The following is a 16,076-nucleotide window of genomic DNA, read 5'->3' as shown; positions in this document are numbered from 1 at the left end:
CTGAAATTAGTTTATCAACCTATCACAAGTCAAAAATCTTACCCGGATTCAAAATATTCTCTGGGTCAAAAGCACGCTTAATCGCCTTCATAGCCACCAACTCACTAGTTCCGATATATTTCTGAAAATAAGGCTTTTTCAACAACCCGATACCATGTTCTGCTGAAGGCTTGCCACCGACTTTTGCTACATAGGCATATAGCTCATCCAGATAGGCTTCGAGTTTTTCCGTCCATTCCTCATCCGTCAAATCGTTTTTGATAATGTTGGCATGGATATTACCATCGCCTGCATGACCGAAAAAGATAGCGGATAGATCCGCTGCTATTGCCATTTGCTTCAGCGCTATAATCGTCGGTGCTATTTTATTGACGGGAACAACCACATCCAGTGGTTCTTGGATACTCTCAAGTTCTACTGAGGAGGCAATTGCCCCCCGGAGTTGCCAGACAGCATTACGTGTCTGCTCATCCTTCAAAATCAGAGCCTCGTCACTTAGACTTGCTAAATAGTCCAGCTCATTTTCTAGTTGCTGTTCAGCATTACCATCTAAGGTAATGAGTAGGAACGCTTGACCCGATAAATCAGGGAAATCTAGCTTTAAAGCGCGTTCAGAATAAGACATGCTGTCTCGCTCGAAAAATTCTAAGGTTGCTGGCACAAGACCTGATGCTAGAATTTCGAAAACTTTAGGAGATAACTGCGTTAAACTTTCAAAGCCCAACAAAATATCTCGACTGAATTTCGGTTTGGGCTGAATTTTCAAATCAAGTTCAGTAATGACACCTAGCGTGCCTTCGCTGCCAATAAAAATATCTTTAAGGTCATAGCCTGAGCTGTCTTTTCGGTTGATAGAACCGACTTGAAGTTCACGACTATCAGCCAATATCACGCGCATTGCTCGAATATTATCTCGAGTTACACCATATTTAACAGCTCGCATCCCACCTGCATTGGTCGCTGCATTCCCACCAATACTCGCTTCTTTACTCCCCGGGTCAGGTGCATAAAAGTAAGGAGTCTCTGCCAGAAATTCCGAAATTTCTGCAATGGTCACGCCCGCCTCAACAGTTAAGGTCATTGTTTCAGTATCTAATTTAAGGATACGATTCATTTTTTCAAGACTCATTAAAACCTGGTTATTGTCAGGGAAGGTCGCACCCGAAAGTCCCGTATGTCCGCCAATTGTAATCAATTTCTGATGATTTTTTCTGACTGCTTGCATCAACTCAACTACATCATCTTGAGATGTTGGAAAATAAATCGCAGTCGCTTGACCAATTTCTCCAGTCACACGGTTAGTCAAATAATTTTCTGAAATCTCCATCAAATATCCTCTTTCTCAAGTAGCCCAACAACTTCTGTCAAACTTTTTACCGTGTAATCTGGTTGTGCTACTTCACTTTGAGAGGCCTCTTTGCGATTGATCCAGACCGATTTCATGCCAACTGCGTTAGCGCCTAAAATATCGGTAAATAACTGGTCACCTACCATGAGACTTGTTGACTTATCCGCTTGTGCACGATATAAAGCAAAATTAAAAAGTTCTGGTGCTGGTTTTCCCTGACCGAAATCCCCAGAAATAATAATTTTCTTGAAGTATTTTCCTAGTTTCGGCGCTTTATCTAATTTCAGTTTCTGCAAAGAAGGCGCACCATTAGTCAAAAGGACTAATTGATAACGCTCATACAAAGCATCCAATGCAGTGTAAGTATCCTCAAAAGGCACCGAATTTTCAGTTCTAATGACGATAAACATCAAAGAAATTAACTTGGCCAATCGGTTATCCGAAATCCCCACGTCCGCCAATGCCATGGTCCAAACTTGCTGACGATAAGCCCTGACGACTTCAGATAACTCAGGGAACCGTAAGGTCTCATCTGTAAACTCTCCCCATAAAGCTTCAAAAGGGCTGATACCAATCTGTACCGTAAAATCATAAATCGCATAAGTATCAAAAAGCGTTACTGCGCGATTTTTAAGGGCTGCCTCAAACTCTTGTGCCTGAACCCTTGGGTATTTACTTACCAAAAAAGCAGTCGTCCTATCAATCGCTAATTGAACCGCCTGCTCATCTGACAATAAAGTGTCATCTAAATCGAAAAAAATTGTTTTAACCGTCATCTTATCTCCATTGAACTTACTATACTACCGACTTAATTCAAAGCTCTACAACATCACGTACACTACCGTCCACATCGACAAAATAGCGCTTCATATTCCCTAAATCATAATAAACATCGACCAAATCATTTTTTAAAAATGGGACAGGATTTAGGCGCAGGGGCTGACTTTTAAAAATGTAATCTGTACCATTGATTTTAGCTGTGCACGTTAGTCTCGTCAACCTATTGTTATTAACGGTGAGCGCTGTTCCCTGAAAATCAATCACCTCAGCACTAATTTTAATGCCTTGTTCTTTTAACCGTTGATTTTTAACTTTTTGGTACTTAGGGTAACCAATAAGAAGTAGTCCTATCATGAAAATAAAGAGACCAGTACCACCAAAAGCCGCTAAAAAAATGAAACGAAAGTCACGGATTGCCGATGCATTTTCAGTATAAACACTATTAATGTCAACACCATCCATTGGGACAAGTTGTATAACCGTCGCTACAATCATAAAAATAAAGCCAACTAGCATAGGTATCAAGCCAATCCACCAAGTCTGATAAATAAAACTTTTTTTCTTCATTGTTTCCCTTCTCTCTTGTTTCAAATAAAAATAACCCCATTGTTACCAACGAGATTATTATATCATAAACTTGTATTTTTATCAGAAACCACCTAAATCAATTGCCTTGTACTCAGGCTCAATACCCTCTGCCTTCAAGTAGACTGCCAATGACACTAAGTCCTCTGCTTCATACCGTTCACGATAAGCTGCAATTGCACCCTTATCATGAATTTTTTCATCTAAAACAAGCGCTTCAACTGGAATTGGTCTGTCGCCAGAGATTTTGGCATCTATCAGGACAGTCTCACCTTTGGCAATATCTGCTAACGCTGCATCAAAGACAGATTTCGCATCCCCTATATTTGTTAAAGTGTAACCTTTTGCCCCCATGCCTTCCGCAATTTTCGCAAAATCTACCCCCATGAATTCAACACCGATGTAGCCAGAGTTTGTTTCTTCTTGCTCATCTTTAATAAAACCAAACTGGTTGTTGCTGAAAACAACGTTGATAATCGGTAGCTTGTACTGTACTTCTGTGGCTAGGTCTTGCATGACCATGTTAAAGCCACCATCACCCGCTAAGTTCCAGACTTGACGTGTTGGAAAATCAAGTTTGGCAGTCAAAGCACCCGGAATGCCAATACCCATGGTCGCAAAGAGGTTAGATGTCCGCCACATTTGTTTAGGATTAAGGTGCAAATGGCGAACTGAAGTTTGCGTCACATCACCCACATCGATTGAGAAAATGGCATCATCTTCGGCGTGGGTATTGATTTGATGATAGACTTGATAAAGTTGCAAGTCACCTTCTGTTTTAGTCTCAAGTTTGTGAACGTAAGCATTCCAATTTTTAATGTTAGCGAGATTGGCACGCCACCAGCCTGTTTCTGGTTTTTCTTGGACAAGTTTTGTCAGCTCACGAATGGCTTCACCAGCATCTCCTAAAATCGTCACATCATTATAGTTTCGTTTGCCGAGATTGGCTGGATTGATGTCAATCTGGATGAAATTTTTGACATTTTCAAAAAGATTCGTGACTTCTGCAAAGGGATAATTATTGCCAACAAAAACGACCGTATCAGCATTTGGAAAAGCTTCATTGGCTGGCTTAGTTGCCACGCGATTGGCAGAACCTAGCAAGGCTTCAAAATCAGCATCAAATTCATCAAAATTGATGCCTGTCACTGCTACTGGTGCTTTAATTTTACGGGATAAATCAACGACATCTTGACCTGCACCTCGTGTACCAATACCAGCGTAGATAATCGTTTTTTCAGACGCATCTAGTATCTTAGCTGCCGCCTCTATATCTCCGAAATGGAGGGTAGGATTCGGAAATGTTCGGTGCGCATTTGCTGCAGAATAAAACGGTTTGGCTAGAATATCAAAGGTCCCTAGATTGACTGGTAATTGCACAACAGCGACACCATTTTTGGCGTAGGCTTGGCGAATAGCCTCATCAATGACATGAGGGATTTGTTCTGCGGTTGTAATTGTTCGATTATAAATGGCAACGTCTGCATAAATTGGATTTTCGTTCATTTCTTGGAAGGTATCCATATTCATCCCATTAGTCGCAAATTGTCCGACAATTGCTAAGACAGGTACATGATCCTCACGCGCATCATACAAACCATTCAGCAAGTACGTACCACCAGGTCCAGCTGAACCAAAAGCAACACCAATATGACCCGTATATTTAGCATGCATAGCTGCTGCTAGTGCGCCAACTTCTTCATGACGCACTTGAATATAGTTAATCTTATCCTTTTCATGCAATAAAGCATCCATCAAAGAATTGATAGAGCCACCAGGAATCCCATAGATATGTTTCACACCCCATTCTTCCAAAACTTTTACAGCTGCAACACCTGCGTTAATTTTATCCATTATCCTAGCTCCTTCTTACTGAGTTACTAATCAAAACTAACAACTCATTATCTAAGTCAACACGACATCCAAAAATGTGAAAGCGCTTAACTTTTCTACACTTTTATTATACACCTTCTTATTTATGAGATAAAGAAAAAAGGTCCGGAAATCCGAACCTTTTCTAATATCATATCGTCAAACTTAATTTTCAATAAAATAGATAACAAGCGCCAAAATTGACCCTATCAAGGAAATACTCCAGAAAAAGAAATCAACACGCCACTCTGACCAAGGTTTACCATGCCCCGAAATCCCACCAAGTTCAAAATGATGATGAACAGGCGTCATTCGGAAGATGCGTTTACCATGTGTCATTTTAAAGTAAGTCACCTGCATCATCACACTAACAGTCTCAAATACATAGACAATCCCTATCAAAAGCAAAGTCCACTCAACATTTAAAATAATCGAGATAATACCGAGTAAACCACCAAGTGCTAAACTCCCGACATCCCCCATAAAAATCTTAGCTGGTTTATGGTTGAAGATGAAAAAGCCAAGTAAGCTACCAATAACAGCAACGATTAAAATTAAAACATCAAAACGACTTTGGTGTACTGCAATCACTGCATAGGCAAGAAGAGAAATCACGACTGAAATAGATGCCAAACCGTCAATACCATCCGTTAGATTGACAGCATTTGAAAAACCAACTAACCAAAAGACAAGAAAGACAACAAAGAAAACACCAAGATTAACGCGAAAACCAAAAATATTTAAAAAATTAGCCGCAGTTTCGTGTGTATAAACAAGGTAGGCAATAATACCCGTTGCGATTTGAGCTATCAGTTTTTGCCAGCTTGTCAATCCCTGATTAATTTGTTTAAAAATTTTCAAGAAGTCATCTAGGAAACCGACAACAGCATAGATAGTAAAGACAAACCAAATGACCATAAAGGCAGCAGTCAGTTTAACAAAAATAAGCGCAAATACGAGCGAAACGATCAAACTTACCACAACAAAAACAAAGCCACCCATAGTAGGTGTCCCCGCTTTTGCAGCATGTTGTTTAACATCTTCGTGCATTTGTTGTCCACCAATTTTTGCTTTATGGTAAAAGCGTATAAAGGCGGGAATTGTAAGAACTGTCACGATAAACGCCACAAGTCCAGCAATAATAGAATTTAAAATCATATTCATTTCCGTAATTTTCTAGAGAATTAAATGATGCATCATTTATAGATGATGCTTGTCTTGAATTTGACAAAACAAAAACGTTAGCTTGAAAGGAAGGTAACTCATTCTCTCTAGCGCATCCATTTTTGTCACGAGTTAATTAAGTGTCACTGTTAATTTTTGACCTTTTTTCAAGCTCGAATTCATCTTAATACTTTGTTCTGTTACTTTTCCAGTCTCAGAGCCATTATAAGTGACTGTCATACCAGTCCATTTAGCTAAGGTTTCAACATCTTCCTTAGACCAATCATAGATATCTGGCATATCCACGTCACCATCTGTCAATAATAAGACACGGGCATTGGCACCAAGTTTAGTCCCTGCCTCAACTGATTGTTTGGTAATGACAGAACCACTGCCCACAACGACTGGTTGTAAGATTTGTTGGCGCAACTGATCCAGTGTGCTTCCAGGATTTTCACCTTTATAATCTTTCAAAGTGACTTTGGCTTCTTTAACATTTTCATTGTTTGTTGTTGCCATTGATGTTTCATCAATCGTTGATTTTAGCTCATAAGCGCGCTCCAATAATGGATTAGCAACATCTGAGATATAAGATAGGGTCCAATGTTCTGGTAATGTCACCGTCATATAGAAAATGAAATCTGGATTTTCTGACGGTACCATAGCAACTGCGGAATAGAGGTAAGATGTTGTTCCCTCATAGTAACCACCTGTCGTTTTCGCAACTTGGGCTGTACCTGTCTTGATTGAGACGTCTTTACCGTCTACACGGAAATAAGGTTGGTTATTTTTCCAGTCATAGGCTGTACCAAAAGTAGGGTCTGTACCAACATTTACCATATATTTAAGTACATCATCTGCCGTTGATTTCTCAATTGGTTTCCCTACAATTTCTGGCTGACTCACGCGTTCAGTGCCTGCATCAATATCCGCAATTTTAGAAATAAAGTGTGGCTCTAACATCTTACCACCATTTGCGAAGGCGGTATATCCCCGTAACATCTGAACTTCTGTCACACCAATCCCTTGACCAAAGGATGAATTGACTTGTGAGACGACATTTTCATCAGGTAGATTACCGAAACTTTCACCACCTACACCCATACGGGTTGGCACACCAAATCTAAAGCGTTTCAAGTAGTCATCCCAAGATTTATCACCCATAGCAATTTGAAGTTTAGACATCCCTACGTTTGAGGAATGCGCAAATCCTTGAGCAAAGTTCATGCCACGACCATCAGGAAAATCTTTAACATCCCAGTCACTAACTATAGTATCTGCGACTTCTAAAGGTGATGAAACATAGGATGCATTAGGATTAAAAGTTTTAGTTTCAATCCCAGCCGCCACAGTAAATAGTTTAAAGGTCGACCCTGGTTCATAGGCCGCTTGATAAAGCAGGTTATTCTGTCCAAAAAGATTTTCTTTATCAGATTTTTTATCATCTTTAGGACCAATAACAGTTTGAGTAGCTGGATTGAAGGTTGGACGTTGCGTTGTCGCTAAAATTTCACCCGTATTAGCCTTGACGAGGGTAGCCACAACATTTTGCGCACCAGCATCTTTGATACCGGTTGTATCAACCAAGGTTTCTAAATAACCTTGTAAATTACCCTCAATTGTCGTATAAACATCTTGACCATCTTTAGATGGTGTCACTGACTTAGCGACACCTTGAAGTGCTTGACCATTTTTGTCTTTTTCTAAGGTTTCAACGCCATTTTTACCTGATAAAATGCCATTTAATGAGGCTTCTAAACCAAATTGACCGACAAGTCCTTTAGTATCATCATCCCCATCTTTAAGACCCGCAAGTCCGATAAAGTTTGATGCAAAATTACCATTCGGGTAAGAACGTGCTAAATGAGAAGTAAAGCCAATACCAGCAAGCCCTTTTTCCTTGGCTGCATTTTCAATTTCTTCTTTTTTCGTGAATGAGATGTGCTTACCTGCAGTCCCAAACTCAACTTGACTCGCGCCTTTACGCTGAAGTTGTTCTAAGGTATATTTTTCATCTATGCCTAATTTTTCCTTGAACAATTGTGCAATCACTGGAAAATCTTTTGGTGCAGCATAGAGTTTCTTACCTTCACCTGACACATAAGTCGTATCAAGGATCACGTAAATAGAATAGTCACTTGAATCCGTCGCAATTGGTGTCCCATTTCGGTCAAAAATCGTGCCACGTTTCGCATAAATTGTCGTCGTTTCTGAATAATTCGCTTTAGCGCGTGTGGATAATTTCACACCATTACTAGAATCTGTCACGATAATCCAAGAAAATCTAACGATAAAAACCGTAAACACAAAGATAGCGAGAATCAAGATGTCCTGCGCAATCCGTTTACGGTTGGCTTGTGGGCTTAAATGCGTTTTAGCGGCATTTTTTGCTACTTTTCTAAATGGAAAGAGTACAAGTTTTTTCAAAAAATTTATCATTTATTTCGTTGCCTTTATCACATTGTCATTATTCTGTTTAAGACCACTGTCTCTTGCTTGTTTCATAACTCTATCATCACCCATCAACTCATTGATTTGTTGATCATAAGCCTTGAGTTGGTCTTCTTTTGTTGAAACTTCTGCTTGAATTGTCAAAGTGTTTTGCTCAACTTCAATAATTTTAGTTCTGACGAACACCATGCCAATCGCAAGTACAATCGCTGTCACAATCACTGAAAGGTAAAATACTTTTTCAACATTTGACAGTTTTTTAAATTTTCGCGTCAAAAGCTCTGGCGCAATTGAATCCGCAGAAATATTATAGCTACCATTTTGGTTGGCGATTTTAATATCAAAATATTCTTTTGGTTTAGCTGCCATGATTTTACCTTTCTAAAATTTATCTGTCTGAACGTTTAAAACTTAGCTTACACCTCATTGAAAAAAGATAGGTCATTCACCAATATCAGACCACTCAAAATCTTCTCAGACACTTGATGAAAATATCACTAATTTTTTTGTGCAACCCTCAATTTAGCGGAATGTGCACGATTATTATAAGCCAATTCATCCTCAGATGCGAGAATTGGTTTACGGTTAACTACCGTTAAAAGAGGTTTCATATCATCAGGTACCATAGGTAACCCCCGAGGGATATCAACCGTTGCATATTCTTTAAAGAGTGACTTTGTTAGCTTATCTTCTAAAGAATGGAAAGTAATAACAGATATTCTGCCATCTTTTTTAAGCATATGAATTGCTGTTTCAATTGATTCAGCAGCCGCACCCAGTTCATCGTTCACTTCAATGCGAATAGCTTGAAAGATTCGTTTAGCCGGATGACCTTTTTTCTTCAATTCTTTTTGAGGTAAAGCAGATTTAATGATATCTGCTAACTGCAATGTCGTATCTATTGGTGCAATTTCTCTTGCTTTTTCAATTTTACGCGCAATTTGTTTAGAGAATTTTTCTTCACCATAACGGCTAAAAATCCGCATCAAATCGTTAAAGGCATAAGTATTGACAACATCGTGCGCGGTCAATGCCTGTGATTGATCCATACGCATGTCTAATCTAGCCTCTTTTTTATAAGAGAAACCGCGTTGACTGTCATCGAACTGAGGACTTGAGACTCCCAAGTCATAGAGAATCCCATCAAATTCAGTGACACCATATTCTGCAAGTGCCGCCTTAAGATGTTGAAAATTATTTTTAATCAACGTCACACGTCCAGCTTCAAGCTGTGTTTTTAGTTTTATTTTAGCATTTTGGTGGGCAGTTTCATCCTGGTCAAAAGCATACAGGTGCCCTGTAGTGAGTTGGCTCAGCAAATACTCGCTATGGCCTGCACCACCTAGTGTGGCGTCAATGTAGATGCCATCAGGCTTGACTTCAAGCATATCAACGGTTTCGTGTAGCAGAACGGTATCATGCTTAAAAGTTGTCTGGTCTGACATGTATACTCACTTTCTAGTGTTTAGAGCTGATTTTGATGTTATGACTTCAAAATCAGTTGACGCATTGACGCATCTCCTAAACAAATCTTATTATACCAAAAAAATCTAGCAATATCTAGATTTTTACTGAATTGTCATATTTTAGTCATGAAATCGTGACGAATATCTAAATCACTTCATCAGATTTGTGTTTATCAGTGCCATAAAACATTCTGTCAATGGCAGCCTAACCGTTAGCCTCTTGTTTGACCATTTCCATTAATTAAATATTTATAAGACGTGAGTGCTTCAAGTCCCATTGGACCTCGGGCATGTAGTTTTTGAGTTGAAATGCCAATTTCGGCACCTAAACCAAAAACAAAACCGTCTGTAAACCTTGTAGAGGCATTGACATAAACCGCAGCTGAGTCAATTTGTGCTTGGAATTGATCGGCATGTACCAAATTATCAGTAATGATACTCTCTGAATGTTTAGTACTGTACCGATTAATATGCGCAATCGCTTGATCAATGTTTGAGACAACCTTAACTGACATCTTGTAATCTAAATATTCAGTTCCGAAGTCCGCTTCCGTTGCAGGTTCGCCCGTCATCAAGGTAGCAGCTAACTCATCAACTTTAAAGTCAATCTCCTGTACCGCATTAATCGCAACCTGAAGTTTTGGTAAAAATTCAGCTGCAATTTTTTCATGGACAACCAAACTTTCAGCTGCATTACAGACACTTGGTCGTTGCGTTTTAGCGTTGATGACAATTTTTGTTGCCATATCTAAATTAGCAAATTCATCAACATATATACTGACATTACCAGTTCCAGTCTCAATAATTGGGACGCGAGATTGTTCCTTGACTGTCTTGATAAGTCCTGCACCACCTCGTGGAATCAGTACATCCAAATATTGAGTAGCCTGCATCATTTCTCTTGCTACTTCATGGCTTGTGTCCGTCACGAGTCCTACCGCATGTTCCGTGATACCTGCAGCTGTTAATGCCGTTTTGATGACTTGAACGAGCGCCTGGTTAGAGTGAATAGCATCTTTGCCACCGCGCAAGATAACCGCATTATTTGTTTTGAAACATAGGGCAAAAGCGTCTACTCCAACATTTGGACGACTTTCAAAAATCATCCCAACGACACCTAAAGGTACTCGTTTTTGAAGGATTCTTAAACCATCAATATTGGTATAGCCGTTAATCACTTGCCCTACTGGATCAGGCAATGCAGCCACTTGGCGAACACCTTCAGCGATGTCAACGATTCGCTCCGGCGTCAAACGAAGGCGATCCAACATAATCCGATTAATCCCATTAGCCTCTGCAAGGGCTAAATCTTTGGCATTTTCAGCGATGATGCTATCGGTATTGTCAACAAGGACTTGCGCTAGTTGTTGGAGAAATTGATTTTTTTCAAGAGTAGCATATTTTGCCAACTCGAAGGCAGCGGTTTTAGCATGTTTACCAAGCGTCTCAATCATCTGTTTTCCTCACTTTATTTCATTTTTTTACGGAATTTGTAGGCAAGATTACTTAAAGAATAGAGCAAACCATTGACTGGGATATTAAATTCACCAACCAACTCTTGAATATCGGGGTTAAAATTACTCTTGAATTTAGATAGACCATCATTGAGATCGCCTTCTACACCACCCATATTTGCCCATTTGGCACCAGCAGCAAAGGCATCATCAAAAGCTTGTGGATACAAAAGATATTGCGGATAGAATTTTTTAAAAGCATCATTCATCCCAGCATAAAGCATCTCCATCGTATCTCCGAATTTAATAGACAAAATCCCCGCAATGACAGTTGAGGCATCAGACGCTGTATCATAGTCTGCAAACTCTTTCAGGTATTTTTCGACCGATCTTTTTTGATCATTCAATCGATTGAAACGTTTTTTCTGATTTTCTGGCGTTTCAGCAATATCTTTTTCAATCTGTGCTAGTTGCGCCTGCAACTCAGCATACTTTTCTTTGAGATTGACTTCTGCCAAATGCAAGTAAGCATCCTCTCCATACAAGGTCATAAGCTGCTCAAAGTAATCGCGATTTCTAAGCGCTACACCCTTACGACTCTCAGTCATACTGACAACCGTACTAAACTCATCTAAACTGTCCATACCTACACGACGACCAGTCACACCACGGTTAATCGCATCTTTCATAATCCGCTTAGCGTGTTTTGGATAAATCGTCGTCATGTCGCTGACCAACGGCTCATTGGCTTGATAACGTGGTTGAATCGTCTCACTCATAACTTGATTAAAGCCAAGATGTTCAGCACCAGCTGCTTTAATATTTTCCAACATTGTGACAGCCTCTGGGAAAATGTCGGTGGCTTCTTTTTGACCAAACTTTGATGTCCTGTAAAGGATTGCAGGATCTATTTTTATAAATAGTGCTCTCTGCTTTTTAGCCATTCTCTTCAATTGGTCGAAAAAGAAAGACACCAACTCAGCATTTTCATAATCCATGATTGGCCCACGTGGTGTGTAAAACATGGTAAAGCCAAGTGGTAATTTTTTAATCAAGACCAGAGAAGTTGCAATGAGATTTCCAGCATCATCTGTCACCCCAACAATTTGAGATGCCCAATTATCTTTGACTTCAGCCCATGTGCTGGATTGTAATAAATGATTGAGTGGGCTTTGTTTAACAAATTCATCGTGTGCTTTCGCATCGACTGCTGTATTAAATTTCATGATATGACGACTGCTTTCTAACGTTTTATGACAGCTTTTAAAATTTCTGTCATCTTGTTTAAGATTGGTTTTACAACTAACTCATAGTTACCTGAGGACTGCCAAATGTAGCCCTTAAAGTTTTGTTTGAATTTCAAAACACCCTGATCTGGATTATCAGGCGCATTGACTCCCATAAAATGGTAGTGCTCAATGTGATGCTCAAAAGCAAATTGTAACATGTAATCTTGAATCAAGAAAGGGGCAGAAAATTCTCTATACGCATCATACATCCCACTAAACATATAGAGGATATCATTGGGCATGATAAAGAATTGTGACGCAGCTAAGATAACATCTTGGTCGCCATGCATCTCCGCCAACTTTTGAAGTTCCGCTTGGAATTTTTCAAGTCGTGATGCTCTCTGATGAAGTGTATCAAGACTTTTTTTCTTATTTTGTGCCTCAGCCTGCTCGATTTCCTGATAAATACCAACCAGCTCCAACTGATTCGCTACCAATTCCTTTTGGAAATTAAGCTTAGCCAAGACAAACTTAACACGTTCACCAAAAGCGCGATAGACAGCCTGATAGTAAGACAATTCTCGAGTTGAGAAATTCCTACGCTCCCCTGCTTCATCGACTACTTTTTTAAAATCAGCCAATTCATCATAGCTCGCCTCATAGACTTGAATGCCTAGTTTACGCGCCTTTTTAATTGTTTGAAGACCATTTTTTTTATATGATTTTTCAAGTTTAGCAAAATTTTCAAAACCCGTCAAGGCTTTACTATAATTGTAGTTAAAGCCTTTTTCAAAATCGCTCAAATGACCTTGTGAAAAGCCTAAATCTTGATAAAAAGCATCTAACCCTTGGTTAAACTCACCTATTTTTTCCCAGTTATCATCATACTTTTCAATCATCTGATTAGAATGGATGATGAGTTTCAAGACACCTTGCTTTTTAAGTAAAGCTTTGGCACCTGAAATGAGCACTTGATTATCGTTTGCTACTGTTGAAAAGTAAGGATTACCATGTGCCTCTGCCAAATACCCAAACCTAACTTTTGCAAGTGTCACAAGCATAGCAGCCACGATTGTTTGGTCTGTTTTTACTGCCAAATAAAATGGCTGATGTCCTAAAGCAGCTTGTAAATCACCAAATGCCTTAGTTTGTTGGAAATGAATGTCATCACGTGTCGCCACAAAATCCGCAAATTTGGCTGCTGTGATGACTGTAAATTGACTACTGTCCAAAATATGTCCCCTTCTTTTTGCCGGCAATGATATCCCGAATCTCACGAATTCGAGCACCATTCGTCAACACCATTTGTTTATCATTATCAAAAATCAGCTTGGCTGCCTCTAATTTGCTAGTCATGCCACCTGTACCAAAACGACTACCAGCACCACCTGCTACTTTCATCAACTCGTCTGTAATTTCAGAGACAGTGTCAATGAGTTTGGCATCGTCAAAAATATTGGGATTTTTGTCATATAGACCATCAATATCAGACAGCATGATTAACAAATCTGCATCAGCCAAGTTCGTCACAATGGCACCTAATCTATCATTATCACCAAATTTCGTCTTATGATCCATCTCATCGACACTGACTGCATCATTTTCATTAATAATTGGAATAATACCGAGACTTAAAATCGCTTGTAGAGACATAGACGCATTTTGATGACTCTCAGGATACTCAATCACATCATTGGTCAACAAAAGCTGCGACACTTTTTGTTGGTAGCGTGCAAAAATATGATTGTAAAGACTCATTAACTCAACCTGCCCAATTGATGCCAAAGCTTGCTGTTGTGCAATTTCTGAGGGTCGTTTATCTAGACCTAAGACATTTAAGCCAACACCAATGGCACCAGATGTCACCAAAATAATGTCATAGCCTTCGTGCCTCAAACTTGACAGGGTAAAAGCCAAGTCATCCATATTTTTTAAATTGATTTGACCATTTGACAAAATCAGACTTGAGGTCCCAATTTTAACAACGATTCTTTTAGCAGTTTTTAGTTTTTCTCGATTCATCTTCTTATTTTTCCAGTAATTTTTTGGCTTGTGCTAATGCTTCAGGTGTTAAATCATCGCCAGCAAGCATTTTAGCAATTTCGATTTCCCGTTCTTCAAATGTTAATTTTCTAACTGTTGATGTGGTACTATCAGTCAATTGAATTTTCTCTATATGGTATTGGGTATCCGCAATCGCAACAACTTGCGGTAAATGCGAGATACACAAGACCTGACCACTTTGAGAAATTTTATATATTTTATTAGCGATCGCTTGGGCGACACGTCCTGAAACACCAGTATCAACTTCATCAAAAACAATCGCTGTTTTATTTTCACGTCTAGCAAAACTTGACTTAATCGCAAGCATAATCCGACTCATTTCCCCACCCGATGCTGTCTTAGCAAGAGGCTTGAAACCTTCACCCGGATTAGTTTGAATGAAAAACTCGACGTGCTGATTACCATTTACTGAAAACTTCGCAGGCTCAAACTGAACTTTAAAATCTGCCTTAGCCATGTAGAGATCTGCCAATTCGCCTTTGACATCTTTAGCAAGTCTTTCAGCAATGGTTGCTCTGGCATCTGAAAGGGCCTGTGCACTGATTAATAGTGATTTTTCAGCCGCTTTAAATGATGTTTCCAGATTTTCTGAAGAATTCTCATCCCCAGTTAGTGCGTCTAGTTCCTTTTGACAATTTGCTAAATAAGCTAGTACGTCTGTTAATTCAGGACCGTATTTTTTCTTGAGGGTTGTCAAAACAGAAATTCGGTCTTCAATCATAGCCAACTCTGACGGATTGAATTCCAAATCGTCAATTCGCTTTTCTAAATCTGCCGCAGCATCTTCTAATAGATAGTAGGCATCTGCAATTTTTTCAGACAATTTGGCATAACTTGGGGCATCAAACTGACTCGCTGACTCCAGCTCATTCATAGCATTTCTTACCATAGAAAGACTTGAATAATCTGACGCATCATCATCTAATGAATATAAAGCTGCATTCAAGTGTTCTGCAATGTGGTTAGCATGCGTGAGTTGCTCGCGTCTCTGGTAGATATCCTCGTCTGTTTTGATATCAATCTCTGCTGAGGTGATTTCATCAATTTGAAACCTCAAAATATCAATACGTTGCGCAAATTCAGCTTGATTTTTTTTAAGTGTGAGCAATTTTTGGCGTAATGTTTTATAATCTGAAAACTTCTGCGCATAGTCTTGTTTGATTTTTAAGAATTTTTTATCACCAAACTCATCTAGCATCGCTAAATGATGAGTAGGACTCATCAGCTCCTGGTGGTCATGTTGACCATGAATATCAACCAAAAAGCTACTAATCGCTTGAAGATTTGACAAAGGTGTTAAAACACCATTAATCCGACAAGAAGACCTACCATTGGCAAAAATCTCCCGACGTAAAATCAGCTCGCCTGTATTCTCAAAGCCAAGTTTCTCAAGTTGCTGGGCAATTTCAGGGTTATCTTGCTGATAGAAAAATAAACCTTCTATTTCCGCTTTATCAGCACCATGTCGGACAAATGACGTCTGTGCCCGCGAGCCTAATAACAGGTTCATGGCATCAATAATAATCGATTTCCCAGCACCTGTTTCGCCTGTCAAAATCGACATGCCTTGGTCGAACTGCATGGCAATTGTATCGATAATGGCAAAATTTTTGATAGATATTTCTTGTAACATCAATTTCCCTCCATCAAGGTGCCAAGGCTT

Annotated in this window: 13 protein-coding genes; all 13 read right to left on the bottom strand. The window is 39.4% G+C overall.

Features of this window, described 5'->3' with window-relative positions; all coding sequences use genetic code 11:
- Positions 1-22: 22 nt before the first annotated feature.
- Complete coding sequence (locus HZR21_RS03130) at positions 23-1,327, bottom strand: FAD-binding oxidoreductase (protein WP_180746309.1); 1,305 nt, start codon at positions 1,325-1,327, stop codon at positions 23-25.
- Positions 1,327-2,124, bottom strand: coding sequence for an HAD family hydrolase (locus HZR21_RS03125; RefSeq protein WP_180746307.1), 798 nt, complete (start codon positions 2,122-2,124; stop codon positions 1,327-1,329). Before HZR21_RS03125 ends, HZR21_RS03130 begins: the two co-directional genes overlap by 1 nt.
- Before the next feature lie 37 nt (positions 2,125-2,161).
- Positions 2,162-2,695: a hypothetical protein gene (locus tag HZR21_RS03120; protein WP_180746305.1), complete on the bottom strand. Its 534-nt coding sequence runs from the start codon at positions 2,693-2,695 to the stop codon at positions 2,162-2,164.
- Positions 2,696-2,776: 81 nt separating this feature from the next.
- Complete coding sequence (gene spxB, locus HZR21_RS03115; protein WP_180746303.1) at positions 2,777-4,567, bottom strand: pyruvate oxidase; 1,791 nt, start codon at positions 4,565-4,567, stop codon at positions 2,777-2,779.
- Positions 4,568-4,750: 183 nt separating this feature from the next.
- On the bottom strand, positions 4,751-5,740 hold the full coding sequence (gene mraY / locus HZR21_RS03110; protein WP_180746438.1) for a phospho-N-acetylmuramoyl-pentapeptide-transferase: 990 nt from the start codon (positions 5,738-5,740) through the stop codon (positions 4,751-4,753).
- Positions 5,741-5,881: 141 nt separating this feature from the next.
- Positions 5,882-8,176, bottom strand: coding sequence for a penicillin-binding transpeptidase domain-containing protein (locus HZR21_RS03105; RefSeq protein WP_180746301.1), 2,295 nt, complete (start codon positions 8,174-8,176; stop codon positions 5,882-5,884).
- A gap of 12 nt (positions 8,177-8,188) precedes the next feature.
- Positions 8,189-8,569, bottom strand: coding sequence for a septum formation initiator family protein (locus HZR21_RS03100; protein ID WP_180746299.1), 381 nt, complete (start codon positions 8,567-8,569; stop codon positions 8,189-8,191).
- A 128-nt stretch (positions 8,570-8,697) separates the two neighbouring features.
- The gene (gene rsmH / locus HZR21_RS03095; RefSeq protein ID WP_180746297.1) at positions 8,698-9,645 is read right to left on the bottom strand and encodes a 16S rRNA (cytosine(1402)-N(4))-methyltransferase RsmH; all 948 of its coding nucleotides are present in this window, start codon (positions 9,643-9,645) and stop codon (positions 8,698-8,700) included.
- A 233-nt stretch (positions 9,646-9,878) separates the two neighbouring features.
- Complete coding sequence (locus tag HZR21_RS03090) at positions 9,879-11,120, bottom strand: glutamate-5-semialdehyde dehydrogenase (protein ID WP_180746295.1); 1,242 nt, start codon at positions 11,118-11,120, stop codon at positions 9,879-9,881.
- 14 nt (positions 11,121-11,134) lie between these two features.
- Complete coding sequence (locus HZR21_RS03085; RefSeq protein ID WP_374940014.1) at positions 11,135-12,349, bottom strand: peptidoglycan bridge formation glycyltransferase FemA/FemB family protein; 1,215 nt, start codon at positions 12,347-12,349, stop codon at positions 11,135-11,137.
- A 14-nt stretch (positions 12,350-12,363) separates the two neighbouring features.
- On the bottom strand, positions 12,364-13,581 hold the full coding sequence (locus HZR21_RS03080; protein ID WP_180746291.1) for a peptidoglycan bridge formation glycyltransferase FemA/FemB family protein: 1,218 nt from the start codon (positions 13,579-13,581) through the stop codon (positions 12,364-12,366).
- Positions 13,571-14,371: a glutamate 5-kinase gene (gene proB, locus HZR21_RS03075; RefSeq protein WP_180746289.1), complete on the bottom strand. Its 801-nt coding sequence runs from the start codon at positions 14,369-14,371 to the stop codon at positions 13,571-13,573. Before proB ends, HZR21_RS03080 begins: the two co-directional genes overlap by 11 nt.
- Before the next feature lie 4 nt (positions 14,372-14,375).
- Positions 14,376-16,046 (bottom strand): DNA repair protein RecN, encoded by a 1,671-nt coding sequence (gene recN, locus HZR21_RS03070; protein WP_180746287.1) that lies wholly within the window; start codon positions 16,044-16,046, stop codon positions 14,376-14,378.
- Positions 16,047-16,076 lie beyond the last annotated feature (30 nt).

The sequence above is a fragment of the Pseudolactococcus laudensis genome (assembly GCF_013449735.1).
GTDB classification, from domain to species: Bacteria; Bacillota; Bacilli; order Lactobacillales; family Streptococcaceae; genus Pseudolactococcus; species Pseudolactococcus laudensis.
This window is presented reverse-complemented; position numbering and strand designations above follow the sequence as displayed.